Origin of the sequence: Actinopolymorpha sp. NPDC004070 (assembly GCF_040610475.1) — a bacterium.
In the GTDB taxonomy this organism is placed as follows: domain Bacteria; phylum Actinomycetota; class Actinomycetes; order Propionibacteriales; family Actinopolymorphaceae; genus Actinopolymorpha.
Window position 1 is genome coordinate 1 of record NZ_JBEXMJ010000003.1, and the last position, 17144, is coordinate 17144.

A 17144-nucleotide genomic window follows, 5' to 3' on the forward strand; every position below is an offset into this window, starting at 1 on the left:
TCCGCCCAGTCCTCCACTTTCAACACCCTCCAAGACTCAGGAGGGGGTCAACTTTCGGAGAACCCCAGGGGGTCAGTCTTCAGGAGGCGGCGACACCGCGAGCTCGGCGGACCAGGTACGGGCGAAGTTTCGTACCGCGGCTTTCGTCGCGCTGTACACGCTCGTACTTGCCACTCCCTTGGAGGCGGCTATGGATGACGTCAGGATGACCGAGGCGCCGTCCGACAGCAGCGGCAGCGCCTTTTGTACCGTGAACAGAAGCCCCTTGACGTTGACGGCGAAGATTCGGTCGAAGTGTTCCTCGGTGATATCTTCCAGCCGCGCGAACTCGCCTACGCCAGCGTTGGCGAACAGCACGTCGATACGGCCGCCTTGCTCTTTGACCTGCGTATAGAGCCGATCAAGATCTTCAAGAACTGACACGTCGCCTTGCACCGCGACAGCTTGCCCGCCGTCGTGCTCCGCGTTGATCGCCTTCACCACGAGGTCCAGCTCAGCCGGACGTCTGGCGGTGACAAAGACGGTCGCCCCTTCGGATGCAAAACGTCGAGCAGTGGCCGCGCCGATCCCCTCCGAACCACCGGTGATCACAGCCACCTTCCCGTCCAGCAGACCCATACATATCCCTCCCCAGGTTTCCACGGTGTCCCCCACCCAACGGGGCGACCCGAGCCCTCGGTCCTCCAGAAGCAGGGGCTAAGGCTGATCAACGTAATTGGGGGCGGCGCCGCACAAGGCCCAAGGCCAACGAAGGCGGGCATACCGTTATCTGGTCCACGCACCCCTGGTGGCCAAGCTCTGTGTCACGGCCGATCAATGGAGTCGTCGCCATGCCAACCCCGGTCTAGTTTGGAATGGCGGTCCATGACCACCGCCACCGAGGAGTCGACCATGAGTGAAACCGAGCGTGGAGGACCGGCGGGGTCGCTGCGGTTCTTGGTGTTCTCGTCCTCACTGCGATCAGGTTCGTTCAACACCGCCTTGGCGAGCCTGGCCGGCGAGGTCATCAAGGCGAAGGGCGGTGACGTCGATCTGGGCTCGATGTCCGACTTCGACACCGTCCTATAACGCAGACGTGGAGCTGGCCGACGGCCTCCCGCCCGGCGCGGAGGAGTTTCGCCATCGGCTGGAGATGTGCGACGCGTTCGTCATCGCGTCACCAGAGCACAACGCCTCCGTGCCCGGACTCCTCAAGAACCTGATCGACTGGGTGTCCCGAAGTCGGCCCCAGCCGTTCAACGAGCGCCACTGCCTACTGCTCTCGGCTTCACCGTCGATGGTTGGCGGCAACCGAGGGCTGTGGGCGCTGCGGGTCCCGCTCGAGCACCTCGGCACCCGCGTCTACCCGGACATGTTCTCCCTCGCCCGGGCGCACAACGCCTTCGACGACCACGGATACCTCACCAACGACCAACTGCGCGCCCGGTTCGAGTCCACGATCGCCAACTTCATGGACCTCGTCGAGGCATCAACCCACTACCCGTGCATCAAGCGAGCCTGGGTGGAGTTCCTCGGCGAGCACCCCGACCCGGCAATCGACCGGGTGGAGTCACGATGACGCAGGCCGACCGATGGATCCATCGGCGTACTTCCTACTGACTGTGCACCGGTCCGGGCAGACTGTGCTGTGGGAGGGCGACCACTACACCGTCGATGCCCGGCTCCGCATCGAGCCTGCCCCCGGCCATACGCCCGGCTCCTCGGTCGTATGGCTGCGGTCGGGCTCGGCCCGGGCGGCGTTCGCCGGGGATCTGCTGCACAGCCCACTGCAGATCGTGGAGCCGGACGATTGGCCCCAGCTTTGACGAGGACGAGCCCCGCGCACGGGACAGTCGCCGCCGGGTGCTGCAGCGTGGTGGTGAGGACGCAACACGCAGTGTCTTGCTCTCTGCGCAGCGGGGTCAGCTGTCCGAAGGGCTATTTGAGGGCGCGGTCGAGGTTGTACGCGGCGCTGATCAGCGCAAGGTGGGTGAAGGCTTGTGGGAAGTTGCCGAGCTGTTCGCCGGTGGCGCCGATCTGTTCGGAGTACAGGCCGAGGTGATTGGCGTAGGTGAGCATCTTGTCGAACACCAGGCGGGCGTCTTCGACTCTTCCGGCTCGGGCGAGCGCCTCGACGTACCAGAAGCTACACAGCGACATGGTGCCTTCATGTCCGCGCAGACCATCCGGGCTGGCATCGGGATCGTAGCGGTACACGAGCGAATCCGAGACCAGGTCGCTGGAGATGGCATCCAGCGTGGCCAGCCAGCGAGAGTCCGTGGGGGCGACGAACTTGACCAGCGGCATGATGAGCAGCGACGCGTCGAGCACATCGTCCTCATAGTGTTGAACGAATGCCTGCCGTTCTCCCGACCAACCATTGGACAGAACCTGCCGGTAGATCGCGTCGCGCTGCCTCGCCCAGTGGGGCTCGTTGGCCGGGAGGCCGCGCTGCCGGGCGATTCTGATCGCGCGTTCGATCGCCACCCATGACAGCACGCGGGTGTACGTAAAATGCTTGGGTCCTCCGCGGGTCTCCCAGATTCCCTCGTCGGCTTGGTCCCAGTGCTCGCAGAGCCAGTCGACGGTTCTGGTGAGATCGTCCCAGAGGTCGATCCCGATCGGCTCACCGTACTTGTTGTAGAGGTAGACCGAATCGATGAGTTCACCGTAGATGTCAAGCTGGCGCTGTGCGGCGGCACTGTTCCCGATGCGGACCGGTGCTGACCCGCGGTAACCCTGCAGATGAGTTAGTTCTGACTCTGGCAGGTCTGCGCGCCCGTCGATGCCGTACATGATCTGCAGTGGCTCGGCCCCCGGACCGCGATGGTCTCGAAGCCGGTCGCCGAGCCAGCCCATGAATGCCTGCGCCTCCTGGGTGAACCCGAGGCGGAGCAATGCGTAGACCGAGAACGCGGCGTCTCTGAGCCAGGTATGGCGGTAGTCCCAGTTGCGTTCTCCTCCGAACTTCTCCGGAAGACTCGTCGTCGCCGCCGCGACGATAGCTCCTGTAGGGGCGTAGGTCAGCAGTTTCAGCACCAGTGCAGAGCGGTGTACGACCTCCCGCCAGCGCCCGGTGTAGCGTGATTGGGCGAGCCAACTCCGCCAGAACTGCACGGTCTGACGAAACAACATCTCGGCCTCCCGCGTGGGGCAGACGCGCGGCACGGTGCTGCTGGTCAGCCTGTCAAGGACGAAGGGTGCGGTCTCGCCTTCACGCAACACGAACCGTGCGGTGACGTCCTGATCGGATTGGTCCAGCTGGACCGTGGCTGACAGCGCCAGAGTCAGCGACTCCCCCTCGAAGATGGCGTGCCCGCCTTCGAAACGAAGCTTGTGCTGCTCGCGCCCGTAGTCGAAACGGGGCGCAACCTCGACCACGAAGGGCACGCTGCCCCGCGTGCACACGACACGGCGAACCAGCCGGTGCCGCTCCACCTCCCTGACGTCCCCCATGATGGGCATGAAGTCCTGAACCTCGGCCACACCGCCGGCCGTGAAGAAGCGGGTGATCAAGATATTGGTGTCCGGAAAATACAGCTGCTTGGAAGTGATCGGCTCTTCTGGATGCAGCGCGAACCTTCCTCCGCGTCGAGCATCGAGGATCGAGGCGAATACGCTGGGCGAATCGAAGCGTGGGCAGCAATACCAGTCGATCGTCCCGTCCGTACCAACCAGCGCACACGTACGCAGGTCGCCGATCACGCCATGGTCGGCAATCGGAAGATAATCTGCGGTGGCACGGGAATCGCTCACGAAGGTTGCCATCGCTGTCCTCCCTTTTGGAAAACTCGGTCGCGGCAGGTGCCAAACGGGCTTTGGTGGAATGTTGTCCTACGAGCCGGCTCGTCGGTCATTTCCCATAGCCCGCCGCCACCTGCCCCATCAGCGTCGCGAAGGGCATGTCGAGCGCGGCATAGACATCGTTGGCACGAGGATCGGCGTTGTCTGCCATGATCTCGACCACGAGGGTGGCGTAGTCAGACACCTCTATCCCTAGGACTGTCAGGCGCGCAAGGCCAGCTTCGCGCTTGTGGTGGCTGAAGGTTCCGCAGGCGTCGATGGCGACCACCGGCTGATAGCCGTCCGCCTGCGCCGCGATCGCCGGGAGCGACGCGCACACCTCGAATGAGAGCCCGGCAATCCCACGACATTGTGCTTGAGCTCAGCCACACCGATGTCCCGCACACCGGTGAAGAGGCCTGTCTGGTGATCGATCAGCAGGACCGCGGTGTTGTCTCTTGTCATCCTCGTGCGTTGTTCCGTAGCCATGTTCGCCACCCACCCCTCCGAGTGCCGATCATGCTTCAACTGGCGGCGTCACTGGCGTGGTGCCTGGGGGCCGGCGAGGTGGCAGTCGCGACGTACGGCCGCCCGTGCCGCTCGAAGGGACGCCGGTCGACGAGCACCACGTAGTCGGCGAGTTCCCCCAATCGACGCTACCGCGGAAGCTATGAAGCAATGCGGTTGCCGGGTTTGCCCGAATTCATGCCTACCCCTGCCAGCGGGTCGAGACCCGGTTCATTGCCTTGCCCGAAAGCGACAGCCACAGCCGTTAATGGGTGACATGTCGTACCACGACCGGCAGCCCGGCCTTCGGGCATGGGCCCAGCAGGTTGTCGCTGGCGAGTGCGTGCCAGGGATGGCATCAGGTAGATTCCGCCTCCTACCGTCTGAGCCACGTGGCCGTAGATATGGCCGGAGGGTGCGCCGCCTCGGCGGCACGCTCTTACGAGTTCAAGGTGCCGCTCACGCTGCCACTGACGGTCGCACGAGCGGTTCAGGGTATCTCGGGCCGAGGACTATCCGGGGCGCTGCTCCCTGGACCCCTGGTCCTCACTCCGGCCTGGTGCCGACCCCTCTGCCATCGGACGGCCACCGCAGGCGGCGCCGACCGATGGCAGAGGAGCCTCGAATCTGAGGTATGTGCTATGCCTCTTCAGCGCAGTTCGCCGCGCTAGGGCTCCGGCTCACCAGAGCCGGCCGGGCCGCCTCCGACAGGCACCTCGCGGCACTCCGAGCGATCGTCGACAGCACCAGGTGAGGTCGGTGATCCGCTTGGACGGCGGATGGGCGCCGCGCGTTCGTACGGCGGCCTTGCTGCGTGATCGACCTGTACGCGCCGGAATACTTTCGCCGGAGGTTCGCGACCTCATCGCCAGTGTGCTGCCGGCGCGGCCCCACCAGCGTCCTTGCCAAGGCTGTCGGGACGAGTCGGCTCACTGCTTGACTGCACCGGCGACGCCTTCGACGAAGTATCGCTGGAGTAGGAGGAAAACGACGATGACCGGTAGCAGGCTGATCGTGCTTGCGGCCGATATCTGTGAGTAGCTCGTCAGGTTCTCTCCCTGGAAGCTGTACACACCCACAGCGAGCGTTATTCGGGGCAGGCACGACCGTCCCCCGCCTGGCCAGGTAGCGGCTGACCGTGGCGGGTGAGACCCGCACACCGTGGTGGTGGCGAAGGTGCCAGCAGATCGTCGCCGGGCCGGCGTCCAGACCCTGCTCGGCCAGCTCCTTACGCAGCCGCACGATCAACTCCACCGTGGCCGCCGGTGCCGCGTTCGGTGAGGTCTTCGGCCGCCGCGATCGCGGCTCGAACGCCGCCTGCCCCTCTGCCCGGTAGCGGGTCACGAGCCGGCTCACCCAGCTTTGAGACACGCCGTAGGTCCGCGCCACCGCGCTTTGACTACGGCCCTCGACAACGACAGCGGTGATCACAAGACGCGCCTTCGACATCGACCGACACTCAGCCGCCGCCTATTCGCATGTCTTGAGACACGCCATTCCGATGTCCTGAAACACAACACCACAGGCGGCTCCCCTCATCACCGCAGGTCAGCGGTCCTAAGCCCTCATCAGTAACAACACGCCGATCACCAGCGTGGCATGGTTCGTGCCATAAGCGGCCCGGACTCCGCGTCATGCCACGTGCGACGGGTCGTCAACGACGCCAGCGGGGAAACATCGAGGAGCTCCCGAGCGGGGGGCTACCGGGTGCATGTGTATGCAGGCGTCGATCCTGTGACGAAGCGTCCTCACTACCTTCGCCGGACGGTTGCTGCTGGCCGGGATGCGGTGCGGCAGGCGGAGAAGGTCCGCACGCAGCTTCTCGCCCAGGTTGACGAGCGACGGAACCCGCGGACCCGGGCGACCGTGAACCAGCTGCTCGACCGCTGGCTGGAGATGGTCGAGCTCGAACGCACGACGCGGGTCGGCTACGTCGGAAAGATCGAGAAGCACATTCGTCCGACGATCGGCAAGGTCGCCACGGCTCTGGAAGTACTCCAATGCTTCAGGGCTGTCGTTGTACTCGAGTAGGCCGCCGACTTTCTCGGCGAGTACGACTCCCTGGTGCTCGGCTCCCTGTTGTTCGCTGCGGCGATCAGCCGACGCAACAACGCACGACTCGCGATCGAGCGGACGTGTCGCCAGCTCGGCCGAGTGATCGAGCATCTCGACAAGGCCGGGGCCGAGCATCCGCTTCGGATCGTTCCCCTGAAACGTAGGTAACGGCAGGCGGCGAACTCTGGCAGATCCCACGGCGACCCGATACGAAACCGCTGGCAGATCCCCGCCAGCATTAGACGGTGGTCATTGCCCGGACGGCCGCGATGTCCGACCCCACAGAGGGTCGCTGGGAGGGCCGGAATGCCGGTACCAATCTGCTTCGGGCCGGGCATCCTGTGGTTGTTGTCGAGTGGGTCGGCGGGAACGGCGGGGGACTGGTGGCCCTTTCCGGAGGTCGGTGTGCATGAGTCGGGCGGGGCTGGCCGAGTTGACGGAGTGGGCGCGGGCGCGGCTGCCCTGGCTGACAGATGACGCGTACGGCGCGATTCTCGATCGGATCGAGCTTTATCGCAGTGGTCGGTTGGTCCCGTTGGATGACCTGCACCGCTCGGTTGAGCAGAACCTGCGCTCGATCGTCGCGGCAATGGCGCGCCCGGATTTCTCGCTGGGCCTGACACTGGCGCACCAGACTGGCTGGCGTCGGGCCAATTGAATGAGACGAGGGTCGATGAGTTTGCAGTGCACAACCCAGGGCACGCCACAGGAGGTCCTGCAGCCGCCGGCGAGGGCGGCGATCTTCCTCGTGGTGACGGTGTGCCCTGGCGCCGAGGCTGAGGTGCTCGATCTGTTCGCCGACGTCGCCGGGTTGGTCCGGGCGGTCGGGTTCCGGCAGCCGGAGGACGGCCTGAGCTGTGTGGTGGGTATCGGCGCGGACGCGTGGGATCGGCTGTACGTCCTGCCCCGGCCGAAGGGCCTGCATACCTTCCGGGCGCTGAGCGGGAGCAAGCACGCGGCGGTGTCGACTCCTGGTGACCTGCTGTTCCACGTGCGCGCGCGGCGGATGGATCTGTGTTTCGAGCTCGCCCGGCAGCTGATGATCAGGCTGGCCGGACGGGTCGAGGTCGTCGACGAGGTGCACGGTTTCCGGTATTTCGACGAACGCGACCTGCTGGGTTTCGTCGACGGAACGGAGAACCCAGGTGGCGCGGACGCGGTGGACGCGGTGCAGGTCGGGCAGGAGGATCCCCGGTTCGCGGGGAGCAGCTACGTCATCGTGCAGAAGTACCTCCACGACCTGACCGCCTGGGACGCGCTGCCGGTGGAGGAGCAGGAGCGGGTGATCGGCCGCCACAAGCTGAGCGATATCGAACTTCCGGACGAGGTGAAACCGTCCAACTCCCACGTGGCTGCGAACACGATCACCGACCCGGACGGGACAGAGCGGAAGATCGTCCGCGACAACATGCCGTTCGGTTCACTCGGTGCCGGGGAGTTCGGCACCTATTTCATCGGATACGCCTCCACGCCCGAGGTGATTGAGCAGATGCTGAGGAACATGTTCATCGGGAACCCGGCCGGCAACTACGACCGGATCCTGGACTTCTCGGTGGCTGTGACCGGAAACCTGTTCTTCGTGCCCACCGCGGATTTCCTCTCCGACCCGCCCGCATCCGACCCGCCCCACCTCGCCGCCGCCGACGGTACGCCGGCAGGCGTCGATGGCTCATTGGACGTCGGCAGCCTGAAAGGGAGAGCCAGCTCATGAAGAACCTGCACCGCGAACTCGCGCCGATCTCCGACGCCGCATGGACCGCCATCGAGGCCGAGGCCCGTCGAACGTTCATCCGGAACGTCGCCGGCCGCCGGGTCGTGGACGTGGTCGGCCCGACCGGGCCGGCGCTGGCGGCGGTTGGCACTGGGCACGTCCGGGCCGTCGATGCACCGGGCGGCGGGCTGCCCGACGGCGTGGTCGTGCACCAGAGGCTGGCGCAGCCTGCGATCGAACTACGCGTTCCGTTCACAGTCTCTCGACAGGCCGTGGACGACGTCGAGCGCGGCGCGAAGGACTCCGACTGGCAGCCCGTGAAGGACGCCGCGCAGCAGATCGCGTACGCGGAGGACCGCGCGATCGTGGCCGGGTTGGACGCGGCAGGGATCGTGGGAATCGCGCCGTTGAGCTCCAACCCTGCACACCTGTTGCCCGCGGACGTACCGGAGACGCCGGACGCTGTGGCGCGGGCGATCAGCGCGCTACGGCTGGCGGGTGTCGCCGGGCCGTACAGCTTGCTGCTGTCGGCCGAGGCATACACATCGGTAGCGGAGACCACCGACCACGGCTACCCGATCCTCGACCATCTGGCACGGTTGCTCGGGGACGGGCAGATCGTATGGGCGCCCGCCCTCGAGGGTGGCCTGTTGGTGTCGACGCGCGGTGGTGACTTCGAGCTGCACCTGGGGCAGGAGGTGTCGATCGGGTATCTGTCCCACGACACGAACACTGTCCAGCTGTATCTCGAGGAGTCGTTCGCGTTCCTGGCCTTGACGGCCGAGGCCAGCGTCCCGCTCACCTCCGGGTGACCGCCGAGATGGACGTGCTGCTGCCGCTCACAGTTCGGTGACGCGTGCCGTCAGCGTGGGTAGTCTGCGTCGATCCAAGCCTTGATCCGTTGCACCTACCACCATCCGGGTCGCCAGGTCGATCACGGTGGCCAGGTACAGCCAGCCCTGCCAGGTCTTGAGGTAGGTGATGTCACCGACCAGCCGCTGCCCGGGCGGGCCGCGGTGAAATCCCGACCGATCAGGTCCGGGACCGGTTCTGTCTGCTCACCGGGCACCGTGGTGCCCCTGTGCGCCCGCGGCTGGTCGGAATCGCGAGTGCATCAGGCGCTTCCCTTGCGCTCTGCGCCCTTCCGGCTCGCGTGCGTAGACGGCAGGTCCGTCCTGCGCCGCGCCGCAGCGTACACAACCACGGCAACGAGGTCTGATAGCCGCCAGTCTGCAGGATCACGAGTGTGCACCTACACAACGCATGACTGGTATCGCTGTCTGTGCTACCAGCCGGCGACTCTTGCCGGGACTGAAGGATCCGTTGAGCCAGACGATCATGCGCAAAACGTCCTTGATACGCCGCTGCGAGCGTCCGCATGCCGGACAGGGAAGCGGTGGCAGTGGCCGATCCTGGACCGGATCCTCCGCCAGGTAGGCGTTGCGGCTCGAAATTTCAGGCCGATGTGGAGATGGTGTCGGGTCGACTCGAGCAGAAGGAAGTGTCGAACATGGCAAGAAGCGGTGGACTGGACCGGAGGACGTTCCTCTACGGATCGGCACTCACTGCCGGTGCGGTGACGCTCGGCGCCTGTTCGTCGAGTAGTGGGTCCGGCGGCAGCGGTGCCAAGCCTGGCGCAAAGGCGAGGGGAGGCTCGGGGAAGGGTTCGGAGACCAAGCCGCTGCCGGCGCCCGCGAAGTTCCAGGAGTCACCGACGCTCGCGGCGCGTGTCAAGTCCGGTGACCTTCCGGCGCTGGAAAAGCGACTTCCGCAGGAGCCGTACGTCGTACCTCATCGTTGGCTGGAGCCTGGGAAGTACGGCGGCAACCTGCTGCTCGCGGTGCCCACCGCGAACGACCTGCAGATCCGGCAGTACATGTACGGTCACTCCCTGCTCCGGTTCGTCAACGACGGCCTGGACATCGTGCCCGGCCTGGTCGCGAGCTGGGAGTCCAACGCCGACGCCTCCGAGTGGACGCTGCACTTCCGGTCGGGCCTGAAGTGGTCGGACGGCCAGCCGTGGACCACCGCGGACATCATGTTCTGGTGGGAGGACATGGTGCTCAACGAGGAGCACCCCGATATTCCTCCCGACGAGGCAAAGTCCGGCAAGGGCACGATCATGAAGCTCACGGCCCCGGACGAGCGCACGTTGGTGATGAAGTTCGACGCGCCCGCTCCACTGACCGCCGCTCGACTGGCCGGCTACGTCAACCGCGGTAACGGCACGACCTGGATGGAACCCAAGCACTACCTGAAGCAGTTCCACCCTCGTTACAACAAGGCGGTGTCGAAGAACTGGGCCAGCGCTGACGGTGAGTTCGAGAAGAAGCGGGACTACTCCTCCAACCCGCAGTCTCCGACGATGACCGGTTGGTGCCTCAAGTCCTACCGGGACGGTCGTCAGGCGATCTGGGAACGAAACCCGTACTACTGGTGCATCGACAAGGACGGTCGTCAACTTCCCAACATCGACACGTTGACGTTCTCCGTGGTCGAAGACCCCGAGGTGGCACGCCTGCAGATGCAGGAGGGCAAACTCGACTACGTCCACGGGCCGTTCAACGGACTTACCCTTGCCGACATCTCCGGGTTCAAGAAGGCCGAACAGCGCAGCGGCCTCGACGTCTTGTTGTGGGACGGCGGCAGCGGAACCGGGTCGATGTTCTTCTTCAACTACGACCACAAAGACGCCCCCATGCGGAAACTGATCCGCGAACCCAAGTTCCGCCAGGCCCTGTCGCTGGCCACCAAGCGGGACGAGATGCAGAAGTCGATCTACTTCAACACCGGCCAGCAGACGACCGGAACCCTGAGCCCGAAGGCGGTCGAGTACCAGGTCAACGATCAGGGCAGGAAGGTCTATCACGACTGGCGGGACTCGTTCGTCAAGTACGACCCGGAGAAGGCGAAGGCGCTGCTCGACCAGATCGGCGTTGTCGACAAGGATTCAGACGGCAAGCGAGAGATGCCCGACGGAACCAAGTTGAAGATCCGTGTCGACTTTCCCGCCGACACCACCAAGGACCACCAGCAGAAGAACAACCTGCTCAAGCGGGACTGGGAGGCGATCGGTCTGACAGTGACGCTGAACCCGATTCCGCCCGACGCGTTCGGTGACGAGTGGGCGTCCGGATCGCTGGATTCCCAGGCGGCCTGGGAGGTGGGCAACGGGCCGGACCACTTCGCACAGCCGGCTTGGCTCCTTCCCATCGAGCCGACTCGGTGGGCACCGCTCGAAGGGCAGTACTTCGCCCTACGCGGAACGCCTCAGGAGCACGAACAGCGCGACGTCGACCCGTTCAAGCGCACACCACCGCGGATGGAGCCGGACCCGAAGGGGCCGATCGCGAAGATGTGGAAGCTCTACGACCAGAGCAAGCTGGAACCTGACGCGGTGAAGCGTCGGCAGCTGGCCTGGGAGATCGACAAGATCCACGTCACGGACGGCCCGTTCTTCATGGGTACGGTGGCCAACACCCCCCAGTTGGTCCTTGCGCACAAGGACCTGCGCAACGTCCCGCGGAAGGAAAACCTCGCCCTCGGGGGCTTCGTCAATCCGTGGCAGCATCCGTCACCTGCGGTCTACGACCCGGAGGCATACTTCTGGGCCAACCCGGACCAGCACAGCTGACCAGGAAGGCAGTCGACCCTGCCGGTCGTTACCGGACGACGCCGATTTCTCAAGAGGAGCTTCTCTGGGATCTGTCCACGATGTGCGGTACCAGTGGGCGCCAAGCGCTCGGACCGACATCGAGGGTGCAGATCCCCCCCGCCGTCGCCCCGCGTGGCCGCTGAGCGATCTGCCGGTGCGAGGATCACTGCCGGGTTGTTCTTGGTAACGTGCGCCGATGGTTGATCGCCGGCAGCGGACGCCGAACAAGGCCGGGGCACGTGAGGTTGCTTGTGCCCTCTACAGCGACGTGGCCGGCATCGAGTGGATCCCGTCCGACGACGCCGATGTGTTCCGGCTAACTTTCGCTTCCGAACGTGCGCCGCGGGTGCTGAAGCTGGCAAGGCCCGGAATCCGTGCCGTGTGGCGGGAGTTGGGAGCTTTCCCGGGCTTGCGGTCCATGGGAGTTCCGGAGGTACTGGAGTTCGAGTACACCAGCGAGGACCTACCAGGTCTGGGGTTGGACTTCCATGTCACCCGCGAGGTGGACGGCCCGCAGTTGGCGAACCAGGCGATGGCGCAGATGTGGGCGAACGACCGTTCGCGCGCGGTGGAGATGGCGCACTGGTTCGGCGACTGTACACGGCGGGTCGAGAGGCTCAACTGGCGTACGGTGCCGCGAGCCAACAGCCCAGAGCAGACGATTGAGGAGGCCACGCGGTGGTCGGAGCCTCACTACCACAACCTCGCCGCTCGCCCTGACTGCCCGCAGTGGGTACGTGAGTTCGTCGATCAGGTCGGGGAGCAAATTCGGCGACCGCCGACCTCGTTCGGAGGGTGGGGTGGAGAACTGCTCGGCGCCCCGAACGGAACGTTCCTACTGATCGACTGGCCCAGCCTCGGCGCCGCGCCGTCCTGCTCCCAGGCAGCGACCGCGTTGGAGGTACTGCTGCGGTTCGGGGCCGCCGACCCGACGTCACTGGTGGACGCGTTCATCGACGGTTGGGCGCCCGGCGGCCTCGACGAACGTCGCCTGCAGGATCTTCGTCTTTCGTGGGTGCACAGCATTCTGGGCTGGGCAGGCATGAGCCTCACCTTCGACGACCCAGGTGCCGACCTCACCCCAGCCTACGTAGCGGCGCTCCATGATCTACGCGAGGACGACCCACGAAGCTGGATGCGTCGAGCCACCGCCCCCATCGTCTAACGACACAGCGTCGCGTCGCCAGTGCAGGTGTCCCAACTCAGTGGTGTGGCTCAGCTCTTGTGAGCCGACAGTTGATCCGCGACACATGTCTGCCAGCTGATGTGCGACACGTGGCCTAGAAAACCGAGGTGTCAGCGGTCCGTGGCCGCTGTGCCCTGATGCTACGGACTGGCTGGGTGGAGGTCTGGCGCGCGAGCCGGGTGTCGGCGTCGGGAAGTTCGATGGCCGGGCTCCGCCGGGCCGATGGGTTAGGCCTGCGCCGGCGGCAGGCGTCGAGCCTTAGTGGCAGCAGCGCTCGGTCCCGATGGGTCCGGTGGCGCCCAGGTCGTCATCGCGTCCGGCGGCGAGGCGCGACCACTGTGATGTGGGCCGGCCGTCGAGTCGGAACTGGTCGCCGTCGGTCCGGAAGCGCTGGGGCCAGCCTTCCGGGGAGTCCTCCCACTCCTCCTGCCGGCCGTAGACGGTCATGTCGAGCAGGCCGTACGAGGGCGCCATCGCCTCAACGCCCCGCCCGGTGGTCCAGTAGGTCTCGAACACCCGGTCGCCCTGACGCAGGTAGCAGACCTTCATCCCGAACGCGCGCCCAGCCGCCAGGGAGTCGAGCGACTCCCCGGGCACCGAGTACCAGGGTGCCTGCCAGCCCATGAAGTCGCGGTAGCGAGACGACTCCTCGTACGGGCCTTGGCAGAAGACCGCGAACGTGACGTCGCGCGAGTGCAGGTAGGACAACTCGAGCACCTGGCCGGTAAAAAACGTGCAGCCCTCGCACTGGTCGGCGGCCGGGCTGCCGGTGTGCCACATGTGGTACGACGCCAACAGCTGGGTCCTCCCCTCGAAGACGTCGAGTAGGGGCACCCGCCCGCCGGGACCGACCAGCTGTGTGGACGGGTCGACCTCGACCATCGGCAGCCGCCGGCGCGCCGCGGCGATGGCGTCGCCCTCACGCGTGTGCGCCTTCTCTCGGACCCGGAGATTGTCGAGTTGCTTCTGCCAGGTCTCGCGGTCGGTGAGCGCGGGCGCCGATGGCATGGTCATGGATTCCTCCTCGGTAGAAGCTATGAGGCTAATAGTGCATGCTATGATTTAGCAAGTTCGGAAGGGAGGTGCTCGATGCCGACTCAGCGGGGCTATCGGCAGGCGTGCGGTGTCGCGCGCGGGCTCGACATCGTGGGGGAACGCTGGGCGCTGCTCGTGGTACGCGAGCTGCTGCTCGGGCCGAAACGGTTCACCGACCTCCAACAGGCGCTCCCGACCGCCAGCCCGAACGCACTGACCGACCGGCTGCGCGAGCTGACCGACGCAGGCGTCCTACGCCGGCAGCAGCTGCCTTCGCCAGGCAATGTGTGGGTCTACGAGCTGACCGCGTGGGGGCGAGGCCTGGAGCCGATCGTGATCACGCTTGGCACCTGGGCGCTTGCCGCCCCGCCGACCGCAGAACAGCTCTTCGTGAGCGCGGACAGCGCCATGCTGAGCATCCGCACCTACTTCGAGCCGACACCGGAACAGCCCGAGGAGAAGCTCCGGATCGAACTACGCGACCACGGCCCTGCCGGCATATTCGGCGTCCACCTCACGCCAGCCGGTGCCGACGTCGCCCACAAGCCGCCCGACCAGCCGGACGCCGCCTTGATCACCGCAACGGATGCCCTCATCGCCGCCTTCGCCCGCGATGACCTGGCCGGGCTCATAGCAACCGGCGCCGTCATCACCGGTGATCCTGAGGTCGTACGCCGTCTCGTCACGAGCACGCGCATCCCAAGCTCCATAGATCACCACCCAAACGGCAGGCCAAGCCAGGTACGGAGAACGGATAGCCGCCAGAGGGCGCCCAAGAATTGATCCGCGCATGTCTAATCAGCTGATGTGCGACACGTGGCCTAGGAACTGAGGTGTCAGCGGTCCGTGGCCGCTGTGCCTTGATGCTACGGACTGGCTGGGTGGTGGTCCGGCGCACGAGCCGGGTGTCGGCGTCGGGGAGTTCGATGGCCAGGGTCGTATCGGACACGTGCACGGTGACGGTGCGGTACTTGTGCTCGCGTCCCAGCGCGAAATCGAGATGATCTTGGATCTGGCTCGGTTTACTACGGACCATGACCTTGCGTCTCTCATCGCAGTGGAACCTGCGTGCGGGGTGGGAGCCTTCCTCGGCCCCATGGCCGCGAGGATCAGCGAGTCGTGCCGTAAGAATGGTCGCGCGTTGGCTGAAGCTGCAGGGGCGGTCAGAGCGTTCGACCTCATAACCCGGAACGTCGAGTCGAGCCGGCGAGCAGTCGAGAAGGTGTTCATCGAGGATGGCTGGCCCACCGAAGGCCGTCCCAACGTAGGGGGACCTTGGGAGGATCACGCGCCGAGCGCTTCCCGCCCTCGGCGCAAGGGCACCAACTTCTACATTGGGTGGTTCTTCACGTCCGAGCGAAGGGCCTGGAGTCGCGGGCGTACGGGCACGGTGTCACGTTCTGTGGGCCTGTGATCCGGGTAGCCACGTCCCGTGGGCAGTGTATTGCCGGTCCTCGGGATCGCTGGGTTGGCGGCAGCAATCACCGGGGTAGGGGCCGTCCTGGCCGAGCTGCTTACGCTGTCCAACCGCGTCGTGAGCAGTGCACTGCAACTCGCCGCCGGCGTACTGGTCGCCATCGTTTTCGTTGACCTGCTCCCGCCGGCAGTAAGGGGCTTGCCGCTGGGTCGAGTCGTGCTCGCGTTCTTTGTGGGAAGCGCCTTGTTTGTGCTCTTTGATTACGCCTCGGCATGGCACACGGCCAGACGCGGGAAGGGCGAGGCGTCTACCAACTCGGCCGGCCTGTTCGTGGGTGTCATTGGTGACTTCCTCATCGATGCCGTCGTCATCGGCATCGGTGCGGCCCTGAATCTAGCCACTGGACTACTTCTGGCGACCGGGATGGCCATAGCTCAAGCACCACTGGCTTTTGTCGCCATCGCAACCGCCAAGGCTCAGGGGATGGCCCCCAATAGGCGTCGATTACTGACCGCGATCTTCTTCGCGATCATCGCCGTTTGCGTACTACTCGGCAACCTGGTGCTAAAGAATCAGTCCGAGACCATCATCTTGACGCTGATCGCGGCCAGCGGGGGCTTCCTAATCACCGCGGTGGCCGAGATCATGGTCCCTGACGCGATCAGGTTTCTCGAACGCAACGGCCCCAGCCTCACGCCGATCTGGTTCACCATCGGCCTAACCGGCATGGCCCTGTTCAAGCTCACCAGCAAATGACCTCGGCTCCGATCGGCGCGGACTCTCCCAAGGGAGTCAGCACAGCCAGTTGATGGATGTTGGCGATGACGATCAGTTCGACCTGGTACTGGCCCTGTCGCCGTTCACAATCAATGGGGAGGGCTGGGCCGAGTCCGACGAGCAGATCTACGGCGCGAGCGACACAGGAACTGGCGACGACCGCGACCGTGGACGACGTCTGCGAGGTCATCGTCACCGCACTTGGCGCCGACCTTATGCGCGGCACCGGAGACGGTCTAGCCTTGAGGCCGTGGCGACGCTGATCGCGGTGTGGGGAGCATCGGCCGGCATGGGCAAGTCGACGCTGTGTGCGGGCCTGTCCTTTTGGCTGGCCGACGCGGGCCTGAAGGTGGACCACTTCCGTGAAGAGGAGATCCTCACCCGGCCGCAGTTCGGTGTCGTGGCCGACATGTTCCGGGTGACCGGCACCGTCGACGTGGAGACGTTGATGGCCGCGTCCGCCGAGTTCGTGTCGGCGGTTCTGGAGAGCGGCGATGATGTCGTGGTCGCAGACGCCTTGGTACCGTTCGTCCCGACGCTGCTGGCCATGAACTACCCCGACGAGACGATCGACGCGTTCATGACCGATCTCACCGAGGTGCTCGCACCGCTCTCTCCCGTGATGGTCTTTCTCGACGGGCGCGCTGAGATCGGATTGTCCCGAGCAGCAGCAAGAGAAGACGACAAGTGGCTGGACTGGTACGTCGACAAACTTGGCCGGTACGAGGTCAGTCCTCCGGTAACCGACTTCGCGTCGGCGGTGAGGTATCTCCAGCGGGAGCGTGCGGTGACCCTCGACGCGGTTCGCCGTAATGGTTGGCCCCTTGTGCTGATCGAGCACGCCGACGAGCGGTCACCAGTCGAGGTGCTCCAGGTTGCGCAGCGCGGTCTAGCTCCAAGGGTGGGCGGCATCGTCTGAAGCATGTCGGCGATCCTCGTCTGCGCGATGGAAACACCGCCCGCAGTGCGTGTCAGTGATCGGTGAAGACTTTCCTCACGTCTTCAAAGGGCGGCCACGGGCCGCCGCGCGCCCGCCTGA

The 17144-nt window shown here is 65.4% G+C and carries 18 protein-coding genes and 1 pseudogene; 12 read left to right on the forward strand and 7 right to left on the reverse strand.

All coding sequences use genetic code 11. The annotated features are described in order from the left end of the window. Positions 1-72: 72 nt before the first annotated feature. A complete protein-coding gene (locus ABZV93_RS06460) occupies positions 73-618 on the reverse strand; it encodes an SDR family NAD(P)-dependent oxidoreductase (RefSeq protein WP_354931388.1) in 546 nt (181 codons plus the stop codon). 273 nt (positions 619-891) lie between these two features. Between ABZV93_RS06460 and ABZV93_RS06465 the strand changes: the two genes are divergently transcribed. The 3 genes from ABZV93_RS06465 to ABZV93_RS06475 are packed head-to-tail and all read left to right on the forward strand — an operon-like array spanning position 892 to position 1805. Further along, a complete protein-coding gene (locus ABZV93_RS06465) occupies positions 892-1068 on the forward strand; it encodes a hypothetical protein (RefSeq protein ID WP_354931391.1) in 177 nt (58 codons plus the stop codon). Between the two features lie 7 nt (positions 1069-1075). Next, positions 1076-1558, forward strand: coding sequence for an NADPH-dependent FMN reductase (locus tag ABZV93_RS06470; protein ID WP_354931394.1), 483 nt, complete (start codon positions 1076-1078; stop codon positions 1556-1558). A 13-nt stretch (positions 1559-1571) separates the two neighbouring features. Continuing rightward, on the forward strand, positions 1572-1805 hold the full coding sequence (locus ABZV93_RS06475; protein WP_354931397.1) for an MBL fold metallo-hydrolase: 234 nt from the start codon (positions 1572-1574) through the stop codon (positions 1803-1805). Positions 1806-1917: 112 nt separating this feature from the next. Here ABZV93_RS06475 and ABZV93_RS06480 read toward each other — a convergent pair whose 3' ends face one another. From ABZV93_RS06480 to ABZV93_RS06490, 3 genes are all read right to left on the reverse strand, one after another. Further along, positions 1918-3747, reverse strand: coding sequence for a glycoside hydrolase family 15 protein (locus tag ABZV93_RS06480; RefSeq protein ID WP_354931400.1), 1830 nt, complete (start codon positions 3745-3747; stop codon positions 1918-1920). A gap of 85 nt (positions 3748-3832) precedes the next feature. Next, positions 3833-4102, reverse strand: coding sequence for a hypothetical protein (locus ABZV93_RS06485; protein ID WP_354931403.1), 270 nt, complete (start codon positions 4100-4102; stop codon positions 3833-3835). Positions 4103-4908: 806 nt separating this feature from the next. Next, positions 4909-5718: a helix-turn-helix domain-containing protein gene (locus ABZV93_RS06490; protein WP_354931406.1), complete on the reverse strand. Its 810-nt coding sequence runs from the start codon at positions 5716-5718 to the stop codon at positions 4909-4911. Positions 5719-5982: 264 nt separating this feature from the next. On the opposite strand from ABZV93_RS06490, the gene ABZV93_RS06495 reads away from it, so the two are divergent. The 4 genes from ABZV93_RS06495 to ABZV93_RS06510 all read left to right on the forward strand — a co-directional run bounded on the left by ABZV93_RS06495 (position 5983) and on the right by ABZV93_RS06510 (position 8847). Continuing rightward, positions 5983-6300, forward strand: a complete 318-nt coding sequence (locus ABZV93_RS06495) for a hypothetical protein (RefSeq protein ID WP_354932591.1) — start codon at positions 5983-5985, stop codon at positions 6298-6300. A gap of 433 nt (positions 6301-6733) precedes the next feature. Beyond that, the gene (locus ABZV93_RS06500; protein ID WP_354931409.1) at positions 6734-6982 is read left to right on the forward strand and encodes a hypothetical protein; all 249 of its coding nucleotides are present in this window, start codon (positions 6734-6736) and stop codon (positions 6980-6982) included. Positions 6983-6997: 15 nt separating this feature from the next. After that, the gene (locus ABZV93_RS06505; protein ID WP_354931412.1) at positions 6998-8035 is read left to right on the forward strand and encodes a Dyp-type peroxidase; all 1038 of its coding nucleotides are present in this window, start codon (positions 6998-7000) and stop codon (positions 8033-8035) included. Further along, the gene (locus ABZV93_RS06510; RefSeq protein ID WP_354931414.1) at positions 8032-8847 is read left to right on the forward strand and encodes a family 1 encapsulin nanocompartment shell protein; all 816 of its coding nucleotides are present in this window, start codon (positions 8032-8034) and stop codon (positions 8845-8847) included. Before ABZV93_RS06505 ends, ABZV93_RS06510 begins: the two co-directional genes overlap by 4 nt. 93 nt (positions 8848-8940) lie before the next feature. On the opposite strand, the pseudogene ABZV93_RS06515 reads toward ABZV93_RS06510, so the two are convergent. Beyond that, a pseudogene (locus tag ABZV93_RS06515) lies at positions 8941-9042 on the reverse strand (IS3 family transposase); the annotation flags it as partial. A 503-nt stretch (positions 9043-9545) separates the two neighbouring features. On the opposite strand from ABZV93_RS06515, the gene ABZV93_RS06520 reads away from it, so the two are divergent. Next, positions 9546-11669 (forward strand): ABC transporter substrate-binding protein, encoded by a 2124-nt coding sequence (locus ABZV93_RS06520; protein WP_354931417.1) that lies wholly within the window; start codon positions 9546-9548, stop codon positions 11667-11669. A gap of 217 nt (positions 11670-11886) precedes the next feature. Beyond that, positions 11887-12855, forward strand: coding sequence for a hypothetical protein (locus ABZV93_RS06525; protein WP_354931419.1), 969 nt, complete (start codon positions 11887-11889; stop codon positions 12853-12855). Between the two features lie 279 nt (positions 12856-13134). On the opposite strand, the gene ABZV93_RS06530 is transcribed toward ABZV93_RS06525, so the two are convergent. Continuing rightward, positions 13135-13890: a DUF899 family protein gene (locus ABZV93_RS06530; protein ID WP_354931422.1), complete on the reverse strand. Its 756-nt coding sequence runs from the start codon at positions 13888-13890 to the stop codon at positions 13135-13137. 75 nt (positions 13891-13965) lie between these two features. On the opposite strand from ABZV93_RS06530, the gene ABZV93_RS06535 reads away from it, so the two are divergent. Continuing rightward, positions 13966-14694, forward strand: a complete 729-nt coding sequence (locus tag ABZV93_RS06535) for a helix-turn-helix domain-containing protein (protein WP_354931424.1) — start codon at positions 13966-13968, stop codon at positions 14692-14694. 649 nt (positions 14695-15343) lie between these two features. Further along, positions 15344-16084 carry a hypothetical protein gene (locus ABZV93_RS06540; protein ID WP_354931427.1) on the forward strand — a complete coding sequence of 247 codons (741 nt, stop codon included), beginning with the start codon at positions 15344-15346 and terminating at the stop codon, positions 16082-16084. Here the strand turns inward: ABZV93_RS06540 and ABZV93_RS06545 are convergent. After that, positions 16071-16295 carry a hypothetical protein gene (locus tag ABZV93_RS06545; protein WP_354931430.1) on the reverse strand — a complete coding sequence of 75 codons (225 nt, stop codon included), beginning with the start codon at positions 16293-16295 and terminating at the stop codon, positions 16071-16073. The genes ABZV93_RS06540 and ABZV93_RS06545 overlap by 14 nt on opposite strands. Positions 16296-16355: 60 nt before the next feature. On the opposite strand from ABZV93_RS06545, the gene ABZV93_RS06550 reads away from it, so the two are divergent. Continuing rightward, positions 16356-17024, forward strand: coding sequence for a hypothetical protein (locus ABZV93_RS06550; protein ID WP_354931433.1), 669 nt, complete (start codon positions 16356-16358; stop codon positions 17022-17024). Positions 17025-17144 lie beyond the last annotated feature (120 nt).

Bases quoted from the DNA above. Each gene is read 5' to 3' on its own strand.
- ABZV93_RS06460 (WP_354931388.1), bottom strand. From the start codon at position 618: ATGGGTCTGCTGGACGGGAAGGTGGCTGTGATCACCGGTGGTTCGGAG.
- ABZV93_RS06465 (WP_354931391.1), top strand. From the start codon at position 892: ATGAGTGAAACCGAGCGTGGAGGACCGGCGGGGTCGCTGCGGTTCTTG.
- ABZV93_RS06475 (WP_354931397.1), top strand. From the start codon at position 1,572: ATGGATCCATCGGCGTACTTCCTACTGACTGTGCACCGGTCCGGGCAG.
- ABZV93_RS06480 (WP_354931400.1), bottom strand. From the start codon at position 3,747: ATGGCAACCTTCGTGAGCGATTCCCGTGCCACCGCAGATTATCTTCCG.
- ABZV93_RS06490 (WP_354931406.1), bottom strand. From the start codon at position 5,718: ATGTCGAAGGCGCGTCTTGTGATCACCGCTGTCGTTGTCGAGGGCCGT.
- ABZV93_RS06500 (WP_354931409.1), top strand. From the start codon at position 6,734: ATGAGTCGGGCGGGGCTGGCCGAGTTGACGGAGTGGGCGCGGGCGCGG.
- ABZV93_RS06505 (WP_354931412.1), top strand. From the start codon at position 6,998: ATGAGTTTGCAGTGCACAACCCAGGGCACGCCACAGGAGGTCCTGCAG.
- ABZV93_RS06510 (WP_354931414.1), top strand. From the start codon at position 8,032: ATGAAGAACCTGCACCGCGAACTCGCGCCGATCTCCGACGCCGCATGG.
- ABZV93_RS06520 (WP_354931417.1), top strand. From the start codon at position 9,546: ATGGCAAGAAGCGGTGGACTGGACCGGAGGACGTTCCTCTACGGATCG.
- ABZV93_RS06525 (WP_354931419.1), top strand. From the start codon at position 11,887: ATGGTTGATCGCCGGCAGCGGACGCCGAACAAGGCCGGGGCACGTGAG.
- ABZV93_RS06530 (WP_354931422.1), bottom strand. From the start codon at position 13,890: ATGACCATGCCATCGGCGCCCGCGCTCACCGACCGCGAGACCTGGCAG.
- ABZV93_RS06535 (WP_354931424.1), top strand. From the start codon at position 13,966: ATGCCGACTCAGCGGGGCTATCGGCAGGCGTGCGGTGTCGCGCGCGGG.
- ABZV93_RS06545 (WP_354931430.1), bottom strand. From the start codon at position 16,295: ATGACCTCGCAGACGTCGTCCACGGTCGCGGTCGTCGCCAGTTCCTGT.